The organism is Brevibacillus porteri (genome assembly GCF_003013475.1).
Lineage (GTDB): Bacteria > Bacillota > Bacilli > Brevibacillales > Brevibacillaceae > Brevibacillus > Brevibacillus porteri.
This window is the reverse complement of sequence record NZ_PXZO01000001.1, coordinates 1-25,368: the sequence shown is the minus strand read 5'-3', so window position 1 is coordinate 25,368 and position 25,368 is coordinate 1. Positions and strand designations below refer to the sequence as shown.

The 25,368-nt window shown below is 48.2% G+C and carries 23 protein-coding genes; 3 read left to right on the top strand and 20 right to left on the bottom strand.

The features are described from left to right. Nucleotides 1-12: 12 nt before the first annotated feature. From C7R92_RS00115 to C7R92_RS00095, 5 genes are read right to left on the bottom strand one after another with little or no spacing between them, the layout of a single operon-like run. Entirely contained in the window at nucleotides 13-1,374 is a 1,362-nt protein-coding gene (locus C7R92_RS00115) for a nucleotide sugar dehydrogenase (RefSeq protein ID WP_017250726.1), read from the bottom strand. 31 nt (nucleotides 1,375-1,405) lie between these two features. Then, nucleotides 1,406-2,194, bottom strand: a complete 789-nt coding sequence (locus C7R92_RS00110) for a response regulator transcription factor (RefSeq protein WP_106832795.1) — start codon at nucleotides 2,192-2,194, stop codon at nucleotides 1,406-1,408. Further along, complete coding sequence (locus C7R92_RS00105) at nucleotides 2,191-3,633, bottom strand: glycosyltransferase family 2 protein (protein ID WP_017250724.1); 1,443 nt, start codon at nucleotides 3,631-3,633, stop codon at nucleotides 2,191-2,193. Before C7R92_RS00105 ends, C7R92_RS00110 begins: the two co-directional genes overlap by 4 nt. Before the next feature lie 17 nt (nucleotides 3,634-3,650). Beyond that, nucleotides 3,651-4,835, bottom strand: a complete 1,185-nt coding sequence (locus C7R92_RS00100) for a HEAT repeat domain-containing protein (protein ID WP_069846105.1) — start codon at nucleotides 4,833-4,835, stop codon at nucleotides 3,651-3,653. 21 nt (nucleotides 4,836-4,856) lie between these two features. Continuing rightward, nucleotides 4,857-7,079, bottom strand: coding sequence for a hypothetical protein (locus C7R92_RS00095; protein WP_106832794.1), 2,223 nt, complete (start codon nucleotides 7,077-7,079; stop codon nucleotides 4,857-4,859). 399 nt (nucleotides 7,080-7,478) lie between these two features. Between C7R92_RS00095 and C7R92_RS00090 the strand changes: the two genes are divergently transcribed. After that, entirely contained in the window at nucleotides 7,479-8,393 is a 915-nt protein-coding gene (locus C7R92_RS00090; protein ID WP_106832793.1) for an NAD(P)/FAD-dependent oxidoreductase, read from the top strand. Nucleotides 8,394-8,499: 106 nt separating this feature from the next. Here C7R92_RS00090 and C7R92_RS00085 read toward each other — a convergent pair whose 3' ends face one another. From C7R92_RS00085 to C7R92_RS00065, 5 genes are all read right to left on the bottom strand, one after another. Continuing rightward, complete coding sequence (locus tag C7R92_RS00085; protein ID WP_017250720.1) at nucleotides 8,500-9,054, bottom strand: peroxiredoxin; 555 nt, start codon at nucleotides 9,052-9,054, stop codon at nucleotides 8,500-8,502. Between the two features lie 36 nt (nucleotides 9,055-9,090). Continuing rightward, the gene (locus tag C7R92_RS00080; protein ID WP_106832792.1) at nucleotides 9,091-9,339 is read right to left on the bottom strand and encodes a glutaredoxin family protein; all 249 of its coding nucleotides are present in this window, start codon (nucleotides 9,337-9,339) and stop codon (nucleotides 9,091-9,093) included. Nucleotides 9,340-9,360: 21 nt separating this feature from the next. Further along, a complete protein-coding gene (locus tag C7R92_RS00075) occupies nucleotides 9,361-10,284 on the bottom strand; it encodes an NAD(P)/FAD-dependent oxidoreductase (RefSeq protein ID WP_106832791.1) in 924 nt (307 codons plus the stop codon). A gap of 205 nt (nucleotides 10,285-10,489) precedes the next feature. Then, nucleotides 10,490-11,674, bottom strand: a complete 1,185-nt coding sequence (locus C7R92_RS00070; RefSeq protein ID WP_106832790.1) for a hypothetical protein — start codon at nucleotides 11,672-11,674, stop codon at nucleotides 10,490-10,492. A 116-nt stretch (nucleotides 11,675-11,790) separates the two neighbouring features. After that, nucleotides 11,791-12,045: a hypothetical protein gene (locus C7R92_RS00065; protein ID WP_106832789.1), complete on the bottom strand. Its 255-nt coding sequence runs from the start codon at nucleotides 12,043-12,045 to the stop codon at nucleotides 11,791-11,793. Between the two features lie 365 nt (nucleotides 12,046-12,410). Between C7R92_RS00065 and nhaC the strand changes: the two genes are divergently transcribed. Continuing rightward, nucleotides 12,411-13,763, top strand: coding sequence for a Na+/H+ antiporter NhaC (gene nhaC, locus C7R92_RS00060; protein WP_017250716.1), 1,353 nt, complete (start codon nucleotides 12,411-12,413; stop codon nucleotides 13,761-13,763). Here the strand turns inward: nhaC and C7R92_RS00055 are convergent. The 9 genes from C7R92_RS00055 to C7R92_RS00015 form a co-directional block, all read right to left on the bottom strand. Beyond that, nucleotides 13,760-14,974 (bottom strand): sensor domain-containing diguanylate cyclase, encoded by a 1,215-nt coding sequence (locus C7R92_RS00055; RefSeq protein ID WP_106832788.1) that lies wholly within the window; start codon nucleotides 14,972-14,974, stop codon nucleotides 13,760-13,762. The genes nhaC and C7R92_RS00055 overlap by 4 nt on opposite strands. Before the next feature lie 27 nt (nucleotides 14,975-15,001). After that, nucleotides 15,002-15,316: a DUF3870 domain-containing protein gene (locus C7R92_RS00050; RefSeq protein ID WP_007725309.1), complete on the bottom strand. Its 315-nt coding sequence runs from the start codon at nucleotides 15,314-15,316 to the stop codon at nucleotides 15,002-15,004. A 12-nt stretch (nucleotides 15,317-15,328) separates the two neighbouring features. Then, nucleotides 15,329-16,741 (bottom strand): PAS domain-containing sensor histidine kinase, encoded by a 1,413-nt coding sequence (locus C7R92_RS00045; protein ID WP_106832787.1) that lies wholly within the window; start codon nucleotides 16,739-16,741, stop codon nucleotides 15,329-15,331. 127 nt (nucleotides 16,742-16,868) lie between these two features. Further along, nucleotides 16,869-17,849, bottom strand: a complete 981-nt coding sequence (locus C7R92_RS00040) for an N-acetylglucosamine kinase (RefSeq protein ID WP_106832786.1) — start codon at nucleotides 17,847-17,849, stop codon at nucleotides 16,869-16,871. Further along, nucleotides 17,836-18,660, bottom strand: a complete 825-nt coding sequence (locus tag C7R92_RS00035; protein ID WP_106832785.1) for a carbohydrate ABC transporter permease — start codon at nucleotides 18,658-18,660, stop codon at nucleotides 17,836-17,838. The genes C7R92_RS00040 and C7R92_RS00035 overlap by 14 nt, the downstream gene beginning before the upstream one ends. Nucleotides 18,661-18,693: 33 nt before the next feature. Then, on the bottom strand, nucleotides 18,694-19,587 hold the full coding sequence (locus C7R92_RS00030) for a carbohydrate ABC transporter permease (RefSeq protein ID WP_106832784.1): 894 nt from the start codon (nucleotides 19,585-19,587) through the stop codon (nucleotides 18,694-18,696). 137 nt (nucleotides 19,588-19,724) lie between these two features. Next, nucleotides 19,725-21,008 carry an ABC transporter substrate-binding protein gene (locus C7R92_RS00025; protein WP_106832783.1) on the bottom strand — a complete coding sequence of 428 codons (1,284 nt, stop codon included), beginning with the start codon at nucleotides 21,006-21,008 and terminating at the stop codon, nucleotides 19,725-19,727. 25 nt (nucleotides 21,009-21,033) lie between these two features. Next, entirely contained in the window at nucleotides 21,034-22,071 is a 1,038-nt protein-coding gene (locus tag C7R92_RS00020; RefSeq protein WP_106832782.1) for a serine hydrolase domain-containing protein, read from the bottom strand. Nucleotides 22,072-22,088: 17 nt separating this feature from the next. After that, nucleotides 22,089-22,946, bottom strand: a complete 858-nt coding sequence (locus tag C7R92_RS00015; RefSeq protein WP_459553852.1) for a MurR/RpiR family transcriptional regulator — start codon at nucleotides 22,944-22,946, stop codon at nucleotides 22,089-22,091. Between the two features lie 219 nt (nucleotides 22,947-23,165). Here C7R92_RS00015 and C7R92_RS00010 point away from each other — a divergent pair, with 219 nt between their 5' ends. Next, nucleotides 23,166-24,458, top strand: a complete 1,293-nt coding sequence (locus tag C7R92_RS00010) for an amidohydrolase (protein ID WP_106832780.1) — start codon at nucleotides 23,166-23,168, stop codon at nucleotides 24,456-24,458. A 12-nt stretch (nucleotides 24,459-24,470) separates the two neighbouring features. Here the strand turns inward: C7R92_RS00010 and C7R92_RS00005 are convergent, their stop codons facing one another. Then, entirely contained in the window at nucleotides 24,471-24,929 is a 459-nt protein-coding gene (locus C7R92_RS00005; protein ID WP_106833067.1) for a TspO/MBR family protein, read from the bottom strand. Between the last annotated feature and the right edge of the window lie 439 nt (nucleotides 24,930-25,368).

Genomic DNA, 25,368 nt, shown 5'->3' with positions numbered 1-25,368 from the left:
TCGGACTTTGTATTATGCGAGCAAGCTGACAACTTCCTTCTCCTGCCTGATAGCGACGGAAGTTCCGATGCGATATACATTCGGATTCGTGATGCCCTCAAACGCATTGCGTGTATCGATAATGGCCACTCCCAAGTCCGCCAGCTCCTGATAGGCAAAGCATTGGTGATTCGTAATGAGCACCATGCAATCGTAAGTCTTGAATGCCTCATAGTCATTGGCAATGGAATGGACGATCTCGCCTTTTTTATTCACAAAGCTCTGCGCATACGGGTCGTAATAGTCGACAGTTGCTCCGCTATTCTTGAACAGCTCGTAAATCTCCAGCCCAGGTGATTCACGCAGGTCATCTACTTCCGGCTTGTAGGCCATGCCGAGAATCAAGATGCGCGAGCTGTTGATTGCTTTGGCGTAAATGTTGAGCACCTGTGCAGTCTTATTGCGCACATAGTCCGGCATGTTGTCGTTAATCGATTGGGCGATCTCAATAAATTGGCTGTGAAAACGAAAGCCCTTGGCCTTCCACGACAAATACATCGGATCGAGCGGTATGCAATGCCCACCGATTCCGGGTCCCGGGTAAAACGGCATGAACCCAAAAGGCTTGGTCGATGCGGCCTTGATTACTTCCCAAACATTGATGCCCATTCTGTCGCACATCATTGCCATCTCATTCATGAAGGCAATATTGACGCTACGGAAGGTGTTTTCCAACAGCTTGGACATCTCCGCCACCTTTGGCGAGGAGACTGGCACGACGGTTTTAACCAGGCTGCCATACAAGAGTGTGCCTAACTCCATGCAACGTTCTGTCGTCCCGCCGATCACCTTTGGCGTATTGTACGTACTGTATTTGCGATTGCCCGGATCGACCCTCTCCGGCGAGTAGCAGAGGAAAAAGTCGATGCCAGCACGATAGCCCAGCTTTTCAAATTCGCGCTGGATCAGCTCTTCCGTCGTTCCCGGATAGGTTGTGCTCTCCAGCGTAATGAGCATTCCTCTTTTCATGAATCTCTTGATTTGCTCGACAACGCTTGTAATGTAAGAGGTGTCTGGGTCCTGATTGGGACTGAGTGGAGTAGGAACGCAAATGCTGATCGCATCCAGCTCTTCGATTACGCTATAATCAGTCGTCGGAAAAAAGCGATTGGTCGCGAGGCATTCCTGCAAGGTTTCATTGGAAATATCCTGTACGTAAGACTCTCCTCTTTTTAGGCTCTCGATTTTCCCGCCATGCAGATCGATTCCGATTACGGTATAACCACTCTTGATCGTCTCTACCGCCAGCGGTAACCCTACATACCCAAGCCCAATGACACCCACTCTCGCTGTCTTTCGTTGAATCTTTTGTTGCAGTTCCTCGTATCTCGCCATCCTCGTTTCTCTCCCTTTCTCTTTCTAGAATTTATATCAGCCTTTTCACCCTGGCTTCCAGTTCTACCGGGGAGAATGGCTTGGTAATGTAGTCAGATGCTCCCATCGCAAATGATTTCTGCACATCTTCTTCCAGACGTTTGTCTGTGAGCACCATAATCTTGCTCATGGAAGCGCTGATATGCTTGATTTTTTCCATGAGCTGGTATCCGTTGAGGATAGGGAGATTCAGGTCAGTAATTACCAGATCAGGAGCGACCGCCTGATATTTTTCCATGCCATCCATCCCGTCATTGGCTACCGTAACGAGATACCCTTTGCGCTGAAAGTAAATACTCAAAAACTCGTTGACAGTCTCATCATGGTTAACCAGTAAAATACTTGCCGGCTCCTCTTTTTGAGCGGGATTCTGCTCGTAAATCTTGATCTCTCCATGAGCGCCTGGCTCTCTCATCTCTTGGATCATCCGCATCAGCATTTGACCGGACGAGCGGGAGCTTTCGGGAAAACTCGCAATCAAGAGGCTGCCCGCAAGCAGTTTGTGCTCTTGCAAATAGTCTTTTACACGCAAAGCATAGAAATGGGTGTTCGAGAGCTTCTGTCCCTCAAGCAGTATTCCGAAGAGCTGCTTGTTTTTGTCATACGCGTAGTGCAAAGCAATCTCGGAGCCGTCTCCTGAACGAGTTCCCAGGTCTTGCTTGATCAGCTCCATTGACTCTTTCGTGAGGGTTTTGCAAGCCGCCAGAATAACCCCACACGCCAATTGTTTCTCTTCCATCTTGCTCAGATGCTCGTAAAAAACAGGTACGAGATTACTCATGATCTAGCCTCCAAACTTGAAATGTTTTCGCTGCCCTTCGTCTGCCAGCTCGTCCGCGTCATCGTTCCCCACGAGTTGTTGTTGCGCAAATATTCAATATGACCGAGGAATCTCCAGATGACGCCGATTTGCCGATAGCCGAAGAACATCAGAATCGTATAGAAAAGCATTTTGACGATGTCTCGAAAACGCGGATACCGTCGAAACGCGATTTCCTCCAGCAATAAGGAGCCAATACCAAGCAGCATGCCATACAGCACATTGAGCAAGCCGTAGATTAAGAGGACGTAGCCGTTGGTCATATCCAGCATGGTATAACCGATGAGGGCCAATAGACCCGTGATGCGAAAGTACGGATTCAAGGTTTCAAACAAGATATTGAACGGTAGCGTGAGCATCCCGAACAGCTTGTACTTGGGGCGAAACGCCATGTGTCTGCCGTACTCAATCATGTTTTTCAGATTGCCGCGTCCCCATCTGCGCCGTTGACTGCCCAAAATTTTGAGTGTATCCGGCGCTTGTGTCCAGCAGACCGCATCGGGGCAAAATGCCACGCGGTACGGCAGCTTGTTTTCCAGCATGTACTTGTGTAGCTTGATGATGATGTTCATGTCTTCACCCGGATACCCCTCGCGATAGCCGCCTACCTTGATGATGTAATCCTTGCGAAAAACACCGAATGCACCTGAGACGATAATCAATCCGTTGATCGCACTCCAGCCGATTCGTCCCCCGAGAAACGCCTTGAGGTATTCGACGGATTGCATCATCGGCAAAAACTTGTCTGGCAAACGAATGTCCTTCACGACACCGTCCTCGATCTTGCAGCCGTTGGCAATACGGATATCTCCGCCGATGGCTACTGTTTCATCCGGGTTTTCCATATACACCTTCGCAATGCGAATCAGCGCGTCTTTTTCCAGCAAGGAATCTGCATCAATAGAAGCGATCAACGGATAGTGGGAGAGATTGATCCCCGCATTGAGCGAGTCAGCTTTTCCTCCGTTCTCTTTGTCGATCAAATACAGATTCGGAAAAGCCGGATTATGGTAGACTCCCCTGATCTTCGACGTATGAAGAAGCGGCTGTACCGGCATGTGCTCGGAGTAAACCATTGAAAACTCGTTAATCATTACCTGCAAGGTAGCATCCTTTGATCCATCGTTGACTACGAGTACCTCGTAGCGTGGATAGTTCAAGGATAAGAGCGACCTTACATTTTCAATAATCGTCAGTTCCTCATTGTAAGCCGGCACGAGAATCGAAATCGGCGGAACGTGCTCAGAGCCTGAAAGTGTCTGGAATCTCGAATAGATGGAGCTTTTTAAGATTCCCATGATGCTCTTGAACGAGAACAGCATGATGATGAAGTACAAAGAGTTGATCGCGATAACGTAATAGACCGCAAATACTCCGTAGTAAAGTAGAAAATCTCTCATGACAGCCTCCTTTCGCTCTATCTTTCCAATGCATGAACCGTGGAGATCGTTTTGCGATACGACTTGCGGTACAAATGCAGCTTTTCGTTGTATTGCACGAGCTTCTCTGTCGCTGTCGCACCCTGTAAAACCAGCTTCTCTTTTTCCAGCTCCTCCTGGATCACTTGATGAGCCATCTCGCTCTTATGACCGTTTCTCTCTTCCTGCAAAATTTCACACAGGGCCGCAAAGCCTTCGACCTCTAGCTGTGCCAGACTGCGTGCACTGTGATGACGAACCCACCAGTTCGCATCGCCCACCGCCTTTTTCAGCAAGGGAATGTACGAAAGCAATTTCAGTGAGCCAATTGCCTTCGCTGCCATTGCGCGAATTTCCCAATCTTTGTGATTCATAAAGTCAGTGACTGTCTGCTCATTCATATAGCGGATATCCCGACACATGAGCTTGACTGCCTTAATTCGGACTTCCTTGTCAGGTGATTGAATGAGCTGGTATAGGGCAGGCTCAATGCCGGGCTGGACATGAACGGTGTAGCCAATCAATCCGATTTGGACCAGTTCAGCATCGGATTCTTGTAAAAACTGTGCAAAAAGCGGTGCCGTATCCACCTGCGAATCACTGATGATGTCCACGATAAGCTGGTGGACATTTTTCTTCGCTCCGACAACGTGGGTCACCATTTCCTGCAAATCTTCTGTGTTTCGTGCACATTTGGCGACGGAGCGCGCAATGATAAAAACACTGGTGTCATTCGTATTTTTTTGCAGGAAGGTTAAGAGGGCAGGCACGGCGAGCTTGGAGCGCATGATCCCCAAATTGTAAGCGGCATCCACTCTCGTCCATTTCCACCTGCCATTTAGTCTTTGCATGTCCAGCTCTACGAGTCCCATATCCTCGCAGAGCCAGATCAGCTTGTCCCGATGTATGCCTGTGACCCGCTCCATCAGCTCAAACAGCTTTTTCTGAATGATTTGCTTTTCTTTTTGCGTTACTACGCCATAAGGCACTTGCAAGCGCTCCTCTTCTTCCCCGTGTGCTTGCAGGTAAACGAAATAGTCGCGATATTTTTCCAGACAACGCATGGTCTGTTTCTCCACCGAAATGTTGCGTAGCTTCAGTGCGAACAAGACAATCAAGCCTAGTACTGTCAATCCACATAGCGCGTACAGAAAAACAATTGCCGTCGCCAATGGTGTTTGCACGTTTGCCACTCTCCTATCCAATCAAGGCTGAGTCTCCAGCTTCACCGGAGCCTCAATCTCATGGAATCCTTTTTTTAGTATGGAATAGCTTTGTTTTTTGCGTTCGTGATAGCCGACCTGCTCCCAGCCTTGCCATGTATACATCGGGAGCTTCGTCACTGCATAATCGTTTTGCCCGACGATTTGTTTGGTCGCTGTATCCACCAGGAGCGGCAGGATGCGAATGCCTTTTGTCTTTTTCGTCGTGAAGCTTTTGCCATCATCTTCATAGCTCATAACGGACAAGGAGCTCGGGTCTGTAAATCCAAGCAGCATCCACGGTACTCTCAGCTCTACCACTTTGCCCTTCGCTTGCCACGCGGTTCGTGAGTCGTACTGCGGGTCTTGGGGATTTGTCGTTCCCCGGATCAGCTTGCCGACATCGACTTCCTCCATCGGATAGTACTTCTTGCTGTCTGGCGGCTCCATCTCCAGGCTAACGGCCAGCTTCCACGGCTTGAAAATCCCGGAATTGTCTTTTTTCTCCTCTTCCTTGACCGCAAGCATGCCGTAGCGTTTTCCGTATAAGCGCGCATGAAAGTCGTAATTGGCAGCGATCTGAATCTGGCTCTCGTCTGCTTTTCCCAACGCGATCAGCGTCTCTAGCCCCTCATCCAGCGTCAGGCCGGGAAGCTGAGCAGCATGCTTGTTCCCGCCAGGAATCGTATCAACGCCCACATAGAGCTGTTGTTTTGCAGGGTCAAACTCTTCCTTCAATTGAGCAAGGAAATAGACGTACCCTTCATCATGTGTCATCCAGATTTCGTCGATGCCTGGGACTTGCACATCGAGGCGGTGCTTCTCTTCCGGCACGAGCTGATCCCAATCTGTGCGATCCCCATCGATGGTCAGCACGCCTTCTTTGTTCGGGAACATGCCTAGGACTCCAAACAGAGACTCGTTGGTCAAGACGTTGATCCACAGGGAGCGCCGATCTTCCGGCAACTCAAAACGCATCGTGTTCCACGTTTTTTTGAACCACTCGTCCTGCCAGACGAATACGATTGCTCCTGCATACCCTTCCTGATGGATTTCCTGCAATAGCTCGACATCGATCTCTCCCTGCTGCTTTTCTGAATGACCACCCTGATTGCGCCCCAAATTGCCCAGATGGGCGACTCCCACCGATGCCGGGACCCCGAATTCCGTCACCATGATCGGCATGTTTTTGTGATATTGCTTCAGTTGTCGCAAATACGCTTTGTACGTATCGATTTGCCCTGCATCGTTCTTCAGCTGTTGCAGGGTAGTGTCGTAGCGGAAGAAATCCGGATAATACGGGTACACGTGATAGGAAGCGAAGTAGCCTGCCTCCCACTGCGTTGGCTCTATATGGGTAGGATCGACACTGACCAAATCCTCATGATGGATCGGCTCTCCCGGATGCGATAAGGGGTCTGTTGTCACCCAATTGGTGAAGGTCATCGGATGCTGCCAACCATACTTCCTCTCTTCCATTGCGACGGTATCCACCATTTCAGCAAGCCATGTCTCAAAAGCGGTTGCATTCGGTGTCGCGTGGAAGTACTTCCCTTGATAAGGAGCAACTTTTTGATGCAGGCGGTTGGTGTTTTGCACCATCACGGGGTCCCACTCGGTCCCTGTGTGCCAGCCGATCAAGTATTTGCCCGCATTGGCACGGTATGTACCACTTGCCTTTCCCGGTTTTTCTGGCAGAGTGATGTCTCCGTAGACAGCGCCGACTGCATCCCTGATTTCCTGTCGAAACTCCTCGCGAATCTCTGGTAGATAGGCGTCTTTCTTTTCAATCAACAGCTCTTCTGGACTCCAAATGCCCTGCATCAAATAGAGAGGGTCCCCTTCTTTTCGCCGATTGTAATCGACCAATGCTTCATAAAAGACAGGAGAATGGATGGTATACACACGAATGACGTTCGCTCCCATCTCGTCGATCATCGCGAACCAGCGCATGTAATCCTCTCTTGTGATGGGAAGCTCACCCGGATAATGACCCGGTAACGATGCCCCCAGATTGACGCCTTTCGCAAAAAAGGGCTGCCATTTCTGATTCTGATAGACCTCGAACAGCTCGCCATTCGCGCGAAATTTTAATTGAGCACCTGTAGTCGTCTCCATGCTTTCGACACGATCTGCTGCCCAAAACCACCAGAAGGCACTTGCCCCCACCACGATCAGCATGGTCAGGCTCATCCAGCGCCATCTTTTCTTTTTTGTTGGCTCCATTTCTCGTCAACCTCCGATATGTTGCCACGTCACAGTCATTGTAAACATAGGAAGCAAATCGTTCCCATAGACAAAATTCACTATTGTGTCTTTTTCAGATTTGTCATGAAATTGTAATGTTGGGACGGATTCGCCTCCATCGTCCTACGTTTTTTGTAGGGAAGTCCTGCAACCCGCCCTGTCTTCTGGCCCACATTTTTTGGCGACTGGGTACATTTACTCGTTCCTTTTTTTTCCTTTTCGCTAGTGAAAATGGTAGGTTGCTACTATTTGGAAGTCGGTAGATTTTGTCGACATAAGGGATTATTTACAAAAAGAATATAAAGTGTTTCTCGGCTTGACTCTTAAAAAGGTTTGTTTATTATAGATATAAAGGATCTATAAAGGTGGTTTGCAAACATGAATAAACCTATCGATGTAGGGATTATTGGCGGCGGACCAGCAGGTATGAGTGCCGCTCTCGCACTTGGCAGGGCAAGAAAAAGTGTGGTCGTTATCGATGAAGGCCGTCCACGCAATCGCGTTACACGGGAGTCGCATGGCTTTCTTACGAGAGACGGCATCACTCCGAGCGATTTTCGCCACATTGCAAGGGAGCAAATCAGCGCCTACCCCTCTGTCCATTTCGTGGAGGATACAGCTGTAACGATCACAGGACACGATGGTAGCTTTCTCATTACGACTGCACAGGGAACGACTTATCAAAGCAAAAAGCTGCTGTTCGCAGTGGGAATGAAGGATCTCCCTTTGCCTGTTAACGGATTAGCAGAAGTGTATGGAAAAAGTGCTTTTGTCTGCCCATATTGCGATGGATGGGAATTACGCGACCAGCCACTCGTCTTGATCGCCAACGGAGAAAAGGCATTGCATTTGGCAAAAATGCTGTCTGGTTGGACTAATCAATACACCATTTGCACCAATGGACCAGATGAATTCACAGAAGAACAAAGGTTGGAGCTGTTGCAGCATCGCGTTCCTGTCTTTGACTCCCCGATTGAATGCATTGACTCTGTCGATGGGATGGTGCAGCGTGTTGAGCTTACAGATGGCAATAGCATTTCGTGCACGGGGATCTTTTTTGCTCCCAAGCTCGTAGCTGGATCTGACTTGCCGAAAGCATTAGGTTGCCAGGTAACGGAAGCAGGAACGGTCATCGTCGACAGCTTTGGGAAAACGAGCGTACCGGGTGTCTACAGTGCAGGTGATGCAGCAACTACACAGTACCAGGTGATTACTGCCGCAGCTCTAGGCTCTGCGGCTGGAATGAGTATCAACAACGAACTGCTTTTAGAGGAATGGAATCGTCAACGTTAACTCCATCTCGACATGTTCCTTTCATAAAAAAAGACAATCCCTCCGTCTGCATTGACGGGTGGGATTGTCCCTCTTCTTTATTATAGAAGCAATGGCTGCTTTTTGATTACAACGTCTTCTGTCCTGGCTTCCAGTTCGCCGGGCACAGACCGCCAGCTTGCAGGGCTTGCAAAATTCGAGTCGTCTCTGCAACGCTGCGGCCTACGTTCATGTCAGTTACCACTTGGTAGCGCAGAATGCCGTCTGGATCGATGATGAACAAGCCACGGTGAGCGGCACCAGTCTCTTCGTCCAAGACACCATAAGCTCGTGCCGTCTCTTTTTTGAAATCGCTCGCAAGCGGGAAGTTTACTTCACCGATGCCGTTTTCATCTCGTGGTGTTTTGATCCATGCCCGGTGCGTATGTACGCTATCCGTGGATACGCCCAGCACTTCGCAATCCAAATCTTCGAACTCTTCCATGTTGTCACTAAACGAAGTTACCTCTGTCGGGCAAACGAATGTGAAGTCAAACGGCCAGAAGAACAAAATCAGCCATTTTCCTTTGTAATCAGCCAGCGACACACGTTCTTCCAGTGTCTCGAGGTTTTTGGTCGTGAGCATGTGAAAGTCAGGTGCTGGTTTTCCTACTTGAAGTTGAATCGTTTGCTGTGTTGTCATGATAAATCTCTCCTTTTATATGGTTTCTGATGAAAATTACTTCGCAGCCTCTTCCAATGCTGTCAGTACTTTTTTGATACGTGTTGGGTTGAAGCCCAAAATTTGCTTCTCGCCAATGAGTGTCAAGGGAACAGACATCATTCCTAAACGGCTCAGCTCATGGAAGTACTCTTCTTTTTCATCGATGTTTCGCTCTTCGAAAGAAATGTTTTGTTCTGTCAAATACGTCTTCAACTGCTTGCAGAAGTTGCAATTCGTGCTAGAGTATACGATTGCTTGTGCCATGATTGTTTCTCTCCGTTTCTTCTATTTATATTGAGGGACAACTTTGGAACGCTTGTTGATGTATTTGTCTACAGCCATAGCTGCGATAGCACCGTCTGCCGCAGCGACTACGGCTTGCTTCACAGGGGTTTTGCGCACTTCACCCGCTCCAAATACGCCTGGAACAGAAGACTGCATGAACTCATCTAGCATCATAAATCCTTCCTCATCGAGGGGAACTTGTCCATCCAAGAAATCGGTACCCGGCTTGCTGCCAGACAGGAAGACGAATACTCCATCTACGGGCAGCATTTCTTCTGTTCCTTCTGCTGTGCGAATGCGCAACCCTTCGACCGACTTCTCTCCCACAATTTCCAACGGGCGTGTACGGAAATGTATTTCCGTGTTCGGCAGCTCTGGTAGTTCTTCTACCCCTTGAAGATCAGCACGCGGCACCAAGAAAGTGATTTTTTCCGTAAATTTGGTCAGTGCATGCGCTTCTTCCAATGCTTCCTCCGTATCACCGATGACCGCAACATGCTTGCCTTCATAAAAAGCTCCGTCGCATGTCGCACAAGTGCTCACGCCTCGCCCGAGCAATTGCTCTTCTCCTGGAAGCATACGATTACGTCCTTTGGAACCAGTCGCTACGATCACGGCCTTCGCTTCAAAAGTACCATGCGCCGTGAAGATGCTTTTTTCCTCATCCTCTACATCTACCGCAGAAATCGTAGTCTGGATGAATTCTGCACCGAAGCCCTCCGCTTGTCTGCGCATTTTATCCAACAGTTCTTTTCCAGTCATCTCGCCTTCCACCCCTGGGTAGTTGGCGATTTTATGTGTCAGGGCAAGTGCCCCTGTTCCGGGTGCCTTATCGATGACGAGCGTCTTTAGATTTCCACGAGCTGTATAAATGGCAGCGGAAGCACCAGCTGGTCCTCCGCCGATGATGATGACATCATACATGAACGGCTCCCCCTTTCTTTATTATCAAATTATAATTATTATCAACTAGGAACAATTATCATTGTACTTGATATAATTTTAAAGTCAATATCTTTTTATAATTATTTTAAATAAGTTTTTATTATAAAGAAGCACATTAAAAAAAGTCCGCCCCTCTTAGGAGGAGCGGACTTGACTGATCAGTGCCGTTTAGGCAATCTAATTATTAATTTGTCTTTTGCTTTTTTTTGATCTCTTCTGTTGTGCCATCACTGTTCTTGGGTGTGCTATCACTGTTCACAGTTGCGCTACCACTTCTGGTTTTTTTACGGTACATAACGTATTTTCTTTTTTTCTTTTCCCCAATCACATTTTTTAGTATTAGATGAACAGCATTCAACTGGCCTATTTTAGTTGTTGTATCAGCTATTTTATTATTTACTTTTTTATCCTTCGTCTCTGCCTTTTGAAATCTATCTACCTCAATATTTAATCTCTTGATTTTTTTATCAACTTTACTCAGGTACCCCTCATAAACGGTAATAATCTTTTCCATATCGTAGATGTTATCGTCTGATATTTCTTTGTGATCATCGAGGGCAGCATTGATATCCTTAATCAAAGTATCAACTTCCACTAAGTAACGTGTCCACTCGGCTTCGATCAAAGCTTCAGACGACTTACGAATTTGCTCTATCTCCTCTATGGAGATCGTTTTTCTTCCTCTAGTTACTGAGTTGAGCAGTTCCTTAAACCTTTTCTTATTTTTAGGGAATATCGACATCTGTCGTTTCAATTCTTTATCGTAATTGGAATCGAGCGGATGCTTCAAAACCTGAGCTCCTCCACCTGTCTTGGCGCCAAGAAAGATACTATTATCCCCATTGTAAAACAACTCTTTCAGTGTAGTAATCTTCGTCGGTCCTTTTTCTGGAGGCTCTTTCTCCGAAAGTTTGCTTGTATTCTGTATCAGTGTCTTCAAGCTCATTTTTATTAACGTTTCCGCTGAGTAAGGACTCTTCGAAGTTTTTTTGGTATGCTCATCCACTTTTTCGGCATCAAAACTTCGAGCAAGCTCTGAGATACCGGTAATACTCACAAATTTTTGCAGGGACTCAGTCATGTATGTTCGGCGCCATTTCATATAGGGAACCTCATGATTCAAGCAATAAAGCAAAATAACAGAGAGCTCGGCATCTGATAATCTATCATTTTTAAATACCTGATCTTCTTCTTGTTTCGTATCTTCCTTTATCTCTTTCTCTATTGTTTCTCCAGCTGCTTCTCTTTCGTGTATGGTTATTTTTCCTCCTGTCGCTAATTTGTAGATCATGATTGCAACTGGATCTTTAGCCCCTTCTTGCTTCATGCCCTCAATCAAATTATCATAATCAGCTGGCGGCTCCTTCATATTTTCGTCCCGCTTTGTCTTTTGCGAATGGAGCTGGTTTCCCCCAGCGGCTATGAAGTTGCCCCTCCCATTTTGTATGCTTAAATATTGATGTCCAATTTGAAATTTATTTGACTCTATATAATTTTGGTTCTCCAGTTGGCAAATACTTTACGTTTATATGGATCATCTATATGATAAACTCCCTCTTCATTTGGAACTGGGCGCGGACTTTTGTCCAGTATTTGCTTATTCTTATTGCCTACTTTCAGAATGATTTCCATCATTTCTCTCTCTGTTAAAGTTGTTTCTTCATCTCTTTCTTCGATTTCATCCCCTGAAAAATAAATCATAAGCTGTATGACAGTTCGATTTCCTAAAGTCTTTTGCAATTGTAGTGCCTTTTTCGGTGTTAGTGCAGTGCCACCGATTAATTGAGTACGTTCATTTAAGTCGGTATCCTTGTTTGAGGGAAGTTTTCCGTTAGCTGGATTGCTTTGCGGCTTGGTAGTAAGCCCTGAGTTCGCCGTATAACTTCCTGCAATTCAAAGTTACCTAGTCGTTCCTAAAACCCCACTACCCTGAATTATTTTACGATTCCGAATTCACCCGATTTCGTTGACGAAACAAGTAATTCAGGATAAAGTACCACTAACACTTGAACGCACAAAAGCAAAAAAGCAAGAAAGCACAAAAGTACGAAAGTAAAAATGTACCTTCTCACTGCTTCAGCCTGATTTAACAAGGAGTTGCCATTATGAACAAGCCATTATCTTTTTCTCAAAGCATTTGGGTGCTTGTCACCGTATTCGGAATCTTGTTTCCCGCCCTTTTCTGGGGTAAAGTTGAGCCGCATATGCCGCTCTTCCTCGCAACCATTGGAGCTGCCACTCTTCTCTTCCTGTTCGGCGTTCCGTGGAAGCAAATGGAGGAGGGCTTGATCAAAGGAATTCAAACCGCGATCGCCCCCATGCTGATTCTTTCCTTAATCGGAATTTTGATCGGGGTATGGATGATGAGTGGAACCGTTCCGATGATTCTGCACCTCGGCATTTCGATCATCTCACCGGAGTACTTCACACTCTCCGCCCTGTTTCTGACAGTAATCGTTTCTTCCGTTACAGGAAGCTCTTTTACCACGATTAGTACGGTAGGGGTCGCGATGATGGGGGTCTCGACTGCACTCGGACTTGATCCATTGATTACAGCCGGAGCCATTATTTGTGGAGCATGCTTCGGGGATAAAATGTCGCCGCTCTCTGACACGACCAACTTTGCAGCAGCCATTGCAGGCGTTTCCTTATCGGAGCACGTCAAGTTCATGTCACGCACTGCGATTCCTGCCCTTGTCATTACCGCTATTTTCTTCGGATTTCAAGGACAAAGTGCCAGTGTTAACCTAGACGCCATTCAAGAAATCCAGCTTGCTTTGGAACAAAACTTCTCACTTGGCCTTTTATCGTTGCTGCCAGCATTCGTCGTCCTGTTATGTTCAGCGCTGCGAAAACCGATTTTGCCTACATTGGTATTCGGGATTTTGAGCGGGATTGTCACAGCTGCTCTTTCGGAAGGCGTTACCTCTCCCGTCGAATGGATGACTGTCATGCAAAAAGGCTTCGTCAGCAATATCGCCAATGAAGCCGTTGCATCAATTGTGGACCGCGGTGGACTGTTGTCAATGACCTGGTCCCTCGCCTTGATTTTGATTGCCTTGTCTTTAGGGGGCATCCTGCAATACAGCGGTGTGTTTCATTCACTCTTTTCCGGATTCATCAATCGAATCAAACGAGACGCTGAGATGGTCGGACTTGCCGGATCTTCTTCTATTCTCGTGAATCTGCTGACAGGAGAACAATATTTGTCCATCCTACTCCCTGGACAGATGTTCCGTGAAGCATTCGCAGCTCGCGGAATGGCGGGCAGACGACTGTCTCGTACTCTAGAAGACTGCGGGACACTCGTCAACCCACTCATTCCATGGGGGGTAAGTGGTGCATTCTTTACCGCTACCTTGCATGTATCCACACTGGAATACTTGCCTTATGTTATTTACCTGTGGATCTCGCCAATTTTGACGTTTCTATTCGCCATGCGTCGGCAGAAAGCTTAGCCGGCTGCATACACGGTCGTACAGTTTTTTCCTTTGCGCTTGGAGCGGTACAGTGCCTCATCTGCTGCCCGCTTCAAGCCATCTGCCGTGTTTGCGTCTTGAGGGTAGCGCGCAATGCCGACACTGACCGCAATCAAGATGCAGCAATCGTCCTGTGTTAAGGGGCGCAGGCGCAAATACTCCCGAATGGCATGCGCTTTTTCCTCCGCTATCTCTAGGGACGATCCTGGGCAGAGCAGCATGAACTCGTCTCCCGCATAACGATAGGCAGTATCCTCTGGTCCCGCCACTTCTTTCATCGCTTCGGCAATTTGCTTAATCAGTGCGTCCCCTGCATGATGACCGTAATGGTCGTTCACCGCTTTTAAGCTGTCTGAATCCAGCATGATCAAAGAGACAGACGCATCCTCTTCACTCAGCAACTTTTCCAAATCACGATGGAAAGCACGATAGTTCGCAATCCCTGTCAGCTCATCCTGAAACGACATCTGGTACATTCGCTCATACAAACGCGCCGTTTCGATAGCACTTGCTACCTGAAAACCAATGATTTTCAGTAGTTCCTCGTGCTCTTTTTTATAGGCGAATTCGCGATAAGACTGGGCAGAAACAACGCCCTTAATCTGATTCCCCAGCATGAGTGGAACGAAAATGCATGTATTCGTATCAATTTCCGGACTTCCCCAACGGATCATTTCTGGCTGGCTTGGCTCGTCTTTCATCGTCTTGATGTGGATTGTTTCCCGTGTATCAATCACTTTGGACACCATTGCTTGCCCGTAGGGAATCGTGAGCGGACCGTAATTGACCCCATCATCGATGCTGATCGGAATTTTGATCTCACTGTCGCCTTCATCATAAAAGGCAATAAAGAAAGCATCTGCTCGCATCACACGCGAGACCAGCTCGAATGCTTTCCACAAAATTTTGCTTTCCTCAAACGTTTTCGCAAAAATGTGGCTAAGGTCGTGTAAAATCTTCATGTGCTCGGAGATCCACATCATTTCGGTTACCTTATTTCGCAGCTCCACAATCTGCTTCAGCAGCTCCGCATGCAAGACACTGTCCTGTTCCGACAGCATACTGTCTACCTCACGCGATAAAGCTTCAACCTCGCCAAGCTCGACTTCTTCTATGTTGCTGAGCCATTGGCTATAACGCTCCAACAACTGTCTTGCATACGCTTCTCTAACGTCGTGCTTCTCATGCATATTCAACCCTCCGGCTATTGGGTAGCTTTACGCTTTTTTTTCATGATATCGCTCAATAGCTGCACGGATGGCTTGCAAGACAGCTCCCTGACCAGGTGCTAAAAAACGTTCTTGGATCGCCTTTGTGATCTCCTGCATTCCATCTGCAACCGTCTTGCCTACAAGCAAGCTCACTAAAAACTCGCTCGTCTTGTCCATGACAAAGGTAAAGCTGGCATCGCAAATCACTTCGGCGTCTACATCAATGATGAGTACACAGCCTACCATGGTAGAAACCTCGTACAAGGTAGTTCCCTTGGGGATTTGGGCGAAGCCTGCTGTCAGTACCGTATTTTTGTTCATCCAGTCGTCCTCCTAGCTGCTGATCGGCAAGCATACCTCGACTGCCGTTCCGTTACCTGGAGTGCTTATCAACCGCAGAGTCCCCCGATGGTTCTCGATGATTTTGCGGCTCACCATCAATCCCAGGCCCGTCCCCGTTTCCTTCGTCGTGAAAAAAGCCTCTCCCAATCTCGCCAGCTGATGGGCCGGGATACCCACTCCATTGTCTTCAAACCGAATGACGACTCGGTCATCTTCACATCGCAGTCGAATCACAATTTCTCCTTTCCCTGCGGTCGCTTCGATCCCATTTTTCAAAAAGTTAATGAAGGCTTGCTTCAACTGATTCTCATCGCAGTGGATCAAGGGGACTTCCGATTCGAAAACGACCTGAATCATGACCTTTTTCAAAATCGCCTCCGTCTCCAAGAGCGTCACCACATGCGTGATCAGGTTGGTCAGATCGCGGGCTTCAAACACCGCGGTATGCGGCTTCGCCAAGACCAACAGCTCTGAGACAATCATCTCGATCCGCGCCAATTCCGAGCTCATGATCGAAAAATACTCTGGCTTTCTCATGCCATCCTTTTGCATTAATTGCACAAAGCCTTTTAACGAGGTAAGCGGATTGCGTATTTCATGTGCGATCCCTGCCGCCAATTGCCCAACTAGCGCGAGTTTTTCCGAGTTTTGCAAAAATTCTTGCGCCCGTTTGCGTTCCGTAATATCTCGGATTAATATGTACATAGAGGGCTTGTCCTGCATCGGCACGGATGTTCCACAGACTTCTACCTCCGTCCGACTGCCATCCAAGCGGATCAGTTCAACCTCAATCGGCGCAGCCGTTTCCCCCTGCTCCAAAATGCGGAGGAGTCCCTTGATCTTCGGTACATCACGGGGATGGAAAAACGACTGAAAAGGATACCATAACAGTTCGTCCAAGCCGGAAGCCCCAACTAGTTGCATCCCTGCCTGGTTGACGTATTGAAGCTCCCCAGCATGGTAGATGAACGCACCTTCACCGGAAATATCCAATACTCTGCACCTTTTGGAACCATATCCGTCCCCAAACGCGGCCGGCAGCCTCTGCACCATCGCATAATACCCAATAGACGTGCCTTCCTCCCAAAAAGTTCCATATGTAATGTGCACAGGAATATTTGTCCCATCTTTATGACGAAAAGCGGTGTAAAAAGGTCTCGGATCGCCATTCATCGCAAATTGCGTTTGAAGGCGTACCATTTCCTGTTCTTCCGAAACAGCCAGCTTCCAAAATGAGGACCCTTCCCATTCTTCTACGGAGTAGCCATTCAACACTTGACAGGCAGGATTGCCTTTAAAAACTCTACCAAATTGATCGAGCAGAAAAGTGGCCTGAATCATTTGATCAAAGAAGGAACGATAGAGATGACCACTTCTCCATCCACTGTCCAATAAGTTTTTCATCGTGCCCCTCCCTCCTGGGACGAGAAAACGGCTACTCCAAATTACGGAAATAGCCTGCAACGTTCTCAAATCCTATTCTCACCCAATTTTACCCTATTCGTTCTGTTGTTTCCATCCCCCGGAAAATTTAAATGTGCGATTTTTCCAGTACCGCTGCGCTCACACGCAGTTGCTCTGCCATTTTATCGTCAACAGCCAAGCCCAGCCTCGTAATTGCCGCGACCAGTGCACCGACAACAGGTGAAACCGTGGGAATCACTGTTTGAAACGAAGCTCTCGCAACCAGTTGTTCCCGAAGTTTTGTACCGGCAGTTAACAATCCCCCCGCCAAAACGACCGGTACAGGCTCCTGGACCTTTTGTAAGCAAGCATCGGCCAACTCTAGCAAATCCTCCACTGCTTGCATGATCAAAGCATTCGCCACCGCATCGCCTAGTGTTGCGGCTTGTTCCACGAGCTGACTCGTTTTTGCCAGCTCCATTCGCGGATTGCTTCCCCCGTAGATCAGGTTGATCAGCTCATCAGGACGTTCTACGCCATAGTGGTCCATAAACATACGCGTCAGTACTGTCGATTCACTGCGCCCATCGTATTCGCGCAATACAGCGATTGCCGCTTTTTTGCCCAAATCAAATCCGCTGCCCTCATCTCCTACCAAATACCCCCATCCGCCTACGCGGTGCCGCGCTCCGTCTTTTGAAAAGGCACAGGCAATCGAACCTGTACCGGCAAGGAGAACGACGCCTGGCTGCCCCCATGTTCCCGCATAAAGAGCTGCGAGTACATCGTTATCAATCAGCAGCCGTTCTCCCCACTCATCGGCAAAGGCATGTTGAATTCTTTCCTTAATTTGCGGACGATCTGCACCGCCAAGCCCGATAAACAGCCCGGCTACTTCCTCTTCTCTGGCACCTGCCTTTATTCTCACAGCATCAATGAGTTGGCGCAGAGTAGCTTCCACATCCCCCCAGCTCCTGGAGAGCGGGTTTGATGATTCCCCCACCACAATTGCCCGTACCTGTCCCGTCTCATTGCAGATCGCTGCCCTGGTTTTGCTTCCGCCTCCATCGATCCCGATAAACCACTTTTCCGCATTACTTGACTGCACCTGCCGTCAACCCCTCCATAAACTGCCGCGATGCCATCAAAAATACGACGATCATCGGTAAGGCAGACAACGTGAGCCCAGCAAACAACAGGCTCCAATCCGTTTCATATTCTCCAAACAGCACCATCATGCCTACCGGAATCGTCTTGAGCGTTTCCTCTTGAATGAAAATCAACGGGAAGAAAAAGTCGTTCCACGCATGGATGAAATTAATAATGATTACCGTAGCCAAGGCCGGACGAATCAGCGGCAAGAGTACGCGCCAAAACACCTGAAAATGGCTGCACCCATCAATCCGCGCCGCTTCCTCCAGCTCAATCGGCAACGTCCGAAAGAAGCCCGTCAAAATAAAAACAGAGATCGGGATACCACTCGCCGTATAAATCAGAATCAGCGACCACAATGAATTCATGAGCCCGAGATTCTTCATCAGCAAAAACAAAGGAACGATCCCCAGCTTGATCGGAATCATCAGGCCAATAATGAAAAAGAAGTATAGCCCCCCTGTCCATTTAAAAGAAAATCGCGACAAGTAAAAAGCCGCCATCGCTGAAAAAACCGTAATCAACATGACAGACATGCCACTGACGAATACACTGTTCCATAAAAAATCAGCAAAAGGCACGGCTTCCCACAGCTTTTTATACGTATCCAGGCTAAACGTCTTCGGAAGCGAGAGCGGACTCGCAAATATCTCCATATTTGTTTTCAAGGAAGAAGAAATCATCAGTACGATCGGATATAGTGCGATTAACGCAAATAAATACGCAAGCACATAAGATACAGCTCTCCCACCCACAGTCATCTTCACATCGCATCCTCCTTTCCACTCAGGAATACGCAACTAGTGTTGGACTTCTCGTTTCCTCATCAAATAGAGTGACAGCGCCGACACAGATCCCACGATAAAAAACAACACGACAGCCAACGCCGAACCGAGTCCAAGTGTGACATCCCCAGCTCCGCTGCTAAATGCCATGCGATAAAAGTAAACCGCCAGCGTATCCGTCGAATAAAACGGCTCACCCATCGATCCTTGCATGGCGTAGACGAGCTCGAATGCTTCAAACGCCTGAATAAACGTAAATATCGTCATAATCGTGATCGCTGGCATGCACAGCGGCAAAATCATTTTCCACAGCATCCGCCAGCCTGTTGCCCCATCCAACCTTGCCGCCTCGATCAAATCCTCCGGGATCGACTGAAGTCCCGCCAAAAAGATCAGCATGGCAAAGCCTATACCAAACCAGCAGTTAATCAAAATAATCGCGAGAAGCGCTGTATCCGGGTCACCGAGCCATGGTCTGGCCCACTCTTCTAGACCAATTTTTCCCAAAAACGTATTGAGTGCACCGTAATTCGGATGTAAGATTAACTTCCATAAAAACCCAATGACAATAACAGACAACAGCCTTGGCATGAAATAAGCGATCTTGAGGAACCCGGAACCTCGTATTTTGCGATAGATGAGAAAAGCCAGTCCGAAAGCTATCCCATTTTGCACAATCATTTCGACCACAAAGTAGAAGACGTTATGCCGAAAAGCATTCCAGAACATTTCGTTGAAAGGCTCTACTGTAAACAGCGTAATGAAATTTTGCAGTCCGACAAAAACCCCGCGCTTGATGCCATTCCAGTCGTACAAGCTGTATAAGAATGCCGAAAAGATCGGGTACACGACAAACAACGTATAAATAACAAGCGCGGGCAGCGGAAACAAGTGAATCAGCCACCGCACTTGCCCCTTTGTTCGAATGCTTTTCCTATTTACCGTCTCGATGATACCCCACCCCTTTTTACGAAAATCATCGCGGTCTATTCAGAAGCCGGGAGTGAACCCAACTCAGGTCCACTCCCCTTTCCGTCTGCTACTTTCTACTTTTTAAAGGGAGGAAACCAGGTAGCCGCCGACTTTTGTACTTCTTCTACGACCTGTTCAGGGATGAGCTTGCCTAAATACATGCCTTGAAGGGCGTTTTCCAATGTTTGCTTCGTGGTCGGTTTTCCTTCCGCGAAGTTGACGACCATTAAATAAGGTGTGGCGCTTGTTTGGGACAGCTCTGCCATCTTGTTTACCAACGGATCGTCAGTCGATACACCTGGCACCGCGCTGATTCGTTTGAACTGATTTGCGAATAGCTCCCCGAACTTTTTCGTCGCCATGAATTCCATGAATTTTAATGCCTCTGCTTTATGTTTGGACTTGGCATTGACGGCATAGGAACCATCGACCCAGGTTGTCAGGACTTGTTTTCCGTCATCGGTTGGCATCGGGAAGAAATCAAGTGGCAAATCGGGGTTGAGCTTTTTGATTCCTTCCAGTTCAAAGCTGCCATTGATGAACATCGCTGCTTTTTCCGTGGCGAACAACGTCCGCATATCATTCAATTCGAGACCCACATAATTTTCCGGGAAATAAGGGATAAGTGCTTGCATACGCTGCACGGATTGGAGGAACTCGGCGCTTTTCAGGTCACTTTCTCCTTTCAGCAGCTTGTCGAGATAGTCCGTTCCGTTGTAGCTAGCTGGAGCAATCACACCGTGACTGAGAGAGAGGAGCCAGCCTTCCTTTGCTCCGAAAGAGATCGGGACGATTCCTTTCTCTTTCAATGTTTTGGCTGTCGCGATCAGCTCATCCCAGCTTTTCGGTGCCTGGAGCCCGTTTTGCTCGAAGATTTTCTTGTTGTAATAAAATTGGGTGGAGTTCAGGGATAGTGGGACACCGTAGACTTTCCCATCTTTACCTGTGGCCGCTGCGAGGACGTCTTTTGGTATGGTAGATATTCCTGGTACATTGTCGAGAGGCTCCAGATGTCCAGCTTCAGCTAGGGTAATCCCTGGAGCGTAAGGACGCAGTTGCAAAATATCTGGACCACTGTCGCTTTGGAGCGCCGTGTTCAGGATGGTATTGTACTCCGTTGCTTTGAATGGTTTGAAGTCGATCTTGATATTCGGATTGTCTGCCTCAAAAGCTTTGATGATGGCTTTGTAGCCCTCCGTGTCTTCTACACGCCAGCTATGCATCGAGAGTGTTACCTGCTGTCCTCCACTCTGCCCGCCGCCAGACTCTGTTTCGGTTCCTCCACTGCTACATCCTGTCACCACCATAACTGCAGCCAACACCATTGAAGCTACATAGCGCAAACGAAATTGCTTCATGCGAAACCCTCCCCTTTTTCTTCTCTTAGGTCTGAAAAAGCTGGGCCGTAACAGCATCGTGCAAAATCGGACGTAATTGCCGAAGCTGATGATTGCGGCCTAGATGAACGGCGTTAGTGAGAAAAATGACAGCAAACTGTTGCTCCGGGTCGATCCACATACTGGTTCCAGTAAAGCCCGTATGCCCGAAGCTCTTACGATGCAAGCCGCTTCCACAGCTCAAGGTGGTGTGTGCTTGATTGAGCTCCCAGCCATACCCTCTACTCCCCCCTGCTTGCTCCGTATGATTGCGAATCGCCAGTTCGTACCATTCGCTCGCAAGTATTCGAGGATCTTGGTACAACCAGCTCATCGCGTATAGGCACAGATCGTCAGCCGTTGAAAATAGTCCAGCATGTCCGGCAACCCCTCCCATCGCAAATGCTTTCTCATCATGAACCTCGCCTGTAATGTAGGCGCTGGTGAGTCTGCAATGCTCAGTAGATGCAATATTCCGATAAATTTGTCGATTTGGACAGTAGACGGAATGTACCATGCCCAATGGGGTGAAGATGCGTCGGGTAACAAACTGGTCCAAGCGCTCTCCGGTTACTTGCTCGATAACGAGGCCCAACCAGATCATGCCCAAATCACTGTAAACTACTTGGGTCCCTGGCTCGTGAATCAATTCTTGCGCATACAACAACTCTGGCAAATCGATCGCGCTATCGCGTCTTCTCTCTGCCAAATCTGCTGGCATTCCTGAGGTATGCGCAAGCAGTTGCGCGAGTGTGATCCGCTTTTTATCAGCGGGACAATCGGGAAAAAATCGGCCAATCTGATCATCTAGTGCTACAACTCCCTCCTGTATGAGCAAGAGGATAGCAGGCAGCGTCGCTGTCACTTTGGTGAGCGACGCCAGGTCAAACATGGTATCCGGCGTCACTCGCTGGTCTTTGGTGATACTCGTCGTTCCGACATCATACGCATACCAGATACGATGATCACGTACGATTCGCAAGGCAGCTCCCGGCAGCAAACCGTTGTCCACCCATCCTTGCAATAGCAGCTCCAGATCGTCCATGTCTTCCCTCCCTTCTCCTACGTCGATGAGCGTTTCGTCCGACTGACAGCAAGCCTTGATTTTTCCAACAGGGGAATGACTTGCTCTTGCATCCTGCTGATCATGGTAATAAACAAAATATCGATGACGTTCAATTGGGCAATGCGTGAAGCCATGGCTCCGCTGCGAATGCTTTTTTCTACCGAGCTGGTGAACAGACGGATGTTGGCTAGTTCGGCTACTGGCGAGGGTCCGAATTTGGTCAGGGTAATGATGGTCGCTCCCTGCTGCTTGGCCTCCGTCAACGATTGAATAATGTCTTCGGTCTGTCCTGAATAAGATATGCCGATAACCACGTCTTTTTCCGTTAAAGTGACTGCCGACGTCAATTGTGCGTGAAAATCCGAATAAGCCTCACACCACAAGTTAATCCGTGAAAATTTTTGCCGGATATCGTCAGCGATGACTGCCGATGCACCGACGCCGTAGACATCGATCTTCCTGGCTACTGACAGCACGTCGACTGCTTTCTTTACTTCTTCGTTGGACAAGACGGCGAGCGTATCCTGGATGGATTGAATGTTGTTCCAGCTGACCGCTTGCATAATCGATTCAACTGAACCCTCCATCATAATCTCCTGATAACTGCCCATCGCCGTTTGCTTCGTCAAATCTCCTGCGACGCGCAGCTTTAGCTCCTGATATCCCTTCATATTTAGAGAGCGAGCCAAACGGATAATCGTCGCCTCGGAAACCCCACTCAATTCCGCCAATTTTTGGACAGAAAGCTTCACGACATCTTCCGGGTGAGCCAGGATATAATCAGCGACTTTTCGCTCCGAAGGCTTCAATTGATCCAAGATTGCTTGTAGGCTGACAAGCCCTCCATTTAACATATGTGACATCGCTTTCTTCCCCCAAATCTTATCTACATTTTATGTAGCATTATTTCTCTCGTCAATTGTTATCTAATAAACAATATTTCAAAACCACGAAGCTCAGCACAACTCTTCTGAATTTGTTCTCTCTTTTTCTAAAAATTCCCTCCTTGACTTTCTCGTGGCGTCAGGCTTTACGCTTGCATCGCCAACAGGAATAAAAAGGAGGATTTTTCCATGAAAACGTTATTGATTAAAGACTGCATGATATTGACGATGGTTGAGGGAGAGAAGCCATTTCTCGGGGATATTTGGATCGTGGATGGTCGAATCGCCAAAATCGGACCATCCCTTGAAGAGGAAGCAGACCGTGTCATACTAGCTAAAAATAGAGTCGCGATGCCCGGTCTCATCAACGCGCACAACCATGCCAGCATGTCCTTGCTGCGTGCTTTTTCCGATGATCTCAAGCTGATGGATTGGTTGGACAAAAAGATGCTCCCGGCTGAAGCCCGAATGACAAGAGAAGATGTCTACTGGGGAACGACACTTGGAATCGCGGAAATGATCGCTTCTGGCACGACCGCTTTTGCCGATATGTACGTGCATATGGATGCTGTTGCCCAAGCGGTACTTGATTCCGGTATACGCGCTTCCTTGACTCGCGGCATGGTCTTTTTCGAGGATGACGGAGGACGACGAATGGCCGAAGCCTTAGACCTCATCGACAACTGGACGGGGGCTGGCGATGGCAGAATCACGACGATGCTCGGTCCGCACGCTCCTTATACGTGCCCTCCGAAGCCTTTGCAAGGAGTCATCGAGCTTGCCCGCAAGCGCCAAATCCCGCTCCACATCCATCTGGCTGAAACGATTGAGGAAGGAGAGAAAATCCGGGCCAAGTACAATCAGACTCCCACGGAGTATTTGCATGAACTGGGCATGTTCCACGACACTCACGTCTTGCTCGCGCATGCTGTTCATTTGAATGACTCCGATGTCGCACTTCTTCGCGGGATGAGAGGCGGAGTCGCACATAATCCTGTCAGCAATTTGAAGCTCGGCTGCGGCATCGCCCCTGTCAGAGAGCTGATCGAGGCTGGGGTCACTGTCGGGATGGGAACAGACGGTGCTGGCAGTGCTACGACTCTCGATATGTTTGCCGAGATCAAAGCCGCGACTTGGATGCAAAAGCTCAAGCACGGTGATCCGACGGTACTTCCTGCCGAAGCAGCCTTGCGCATGGCTACCATCGAAAGTGCAAAACTACTTGCGATCGATCACGAGGTCGGAACTCTGGAAGCTGGGAAGAGAGCTGATCTCATCCTGATCGATCTGGATAAACCGCATCTGCAGCCTGTCCATGACATTCCTGCCCTTCTCGCATACAGCGCGACGGGAGCCGATGTAGATACAACCATTGTGAACGGAGAAGTCTTGATGCATCAGCGCCAATTCGAAGCCTTCCATTGGGAGGAAATAAAGAGAGAAGCGACAGCACGAGCCAGCCGACTCGTCGAGGGTCTGTAATTGCTTTTGTGCTCACAGGTTGAGTAGGCAGAAGCCAATCGCGAGACACATGGTAAACACGCTCCACATGAAATAGGGAATGAGCAGTGAGGATGCGATTTTATGGTGGGGACGAATGGCGCGAATGAGCACCCATGTCGAATACATCACCAGAATGGTATCCAGCGCAGCCAACACGAGCAGTTGATAACCGATAAACAAGACGAAAAAAAGTTGATGAAAAAACCAATTGATTCCATATAGAAGCAAAAGCTCGCGGTCTATTTGCTTCGTTTGAATCAAGATCAGTAACGACCATGCTATGAGTGCGTATAAAATGAGCCAGATGATACGAAACAAGTAGATGGGCGGTGTTCCATCGGGCTTGGCAAGGGAAGCATACCAGGCCCCACCGTCTGGAAAAGCAAGACCACCAAGTGAATAAACGACCACTCCTGCAAGAAATAGAAGAATATTGTGCACCAATCTCATCCAGGAAGTCACCCTTTCCTCTTCTTTCTTTTCTATATCTATGAGTGGGTCTTCTCTTTTCATGCTAGTTTCAGAGATTTCTTTTTCGTATGGGAAAAAAACTGGTACGTTGCTGTAGTGCCGGGGAGGAAACAGGAGAAAACGCTCAGCTTCTTGTCCCACCCGCCGGGGGATTGACTGTCCGACTCCATGAAAAAAAGCGAAACCCGCGTCCAAAGTGGTCCATTCAAGAGGCGTCTCAGAGGTGGACGCTAAGAGCTTGTTTCTCTTTTTTTCATTGCGTCTCGGTCGGTGTACCAAAGATCTTCGCTTATTTCTCCTGTTTCCTCTACGAGCTTTCCGTGTTAAACGGATCTTAAATGCCTTAAAAGATTGAAGAATGTGCTCAGTTACGACAGAGAAGAATATTTCCAGACGTAGCGACTTGTGGAGTCCTACC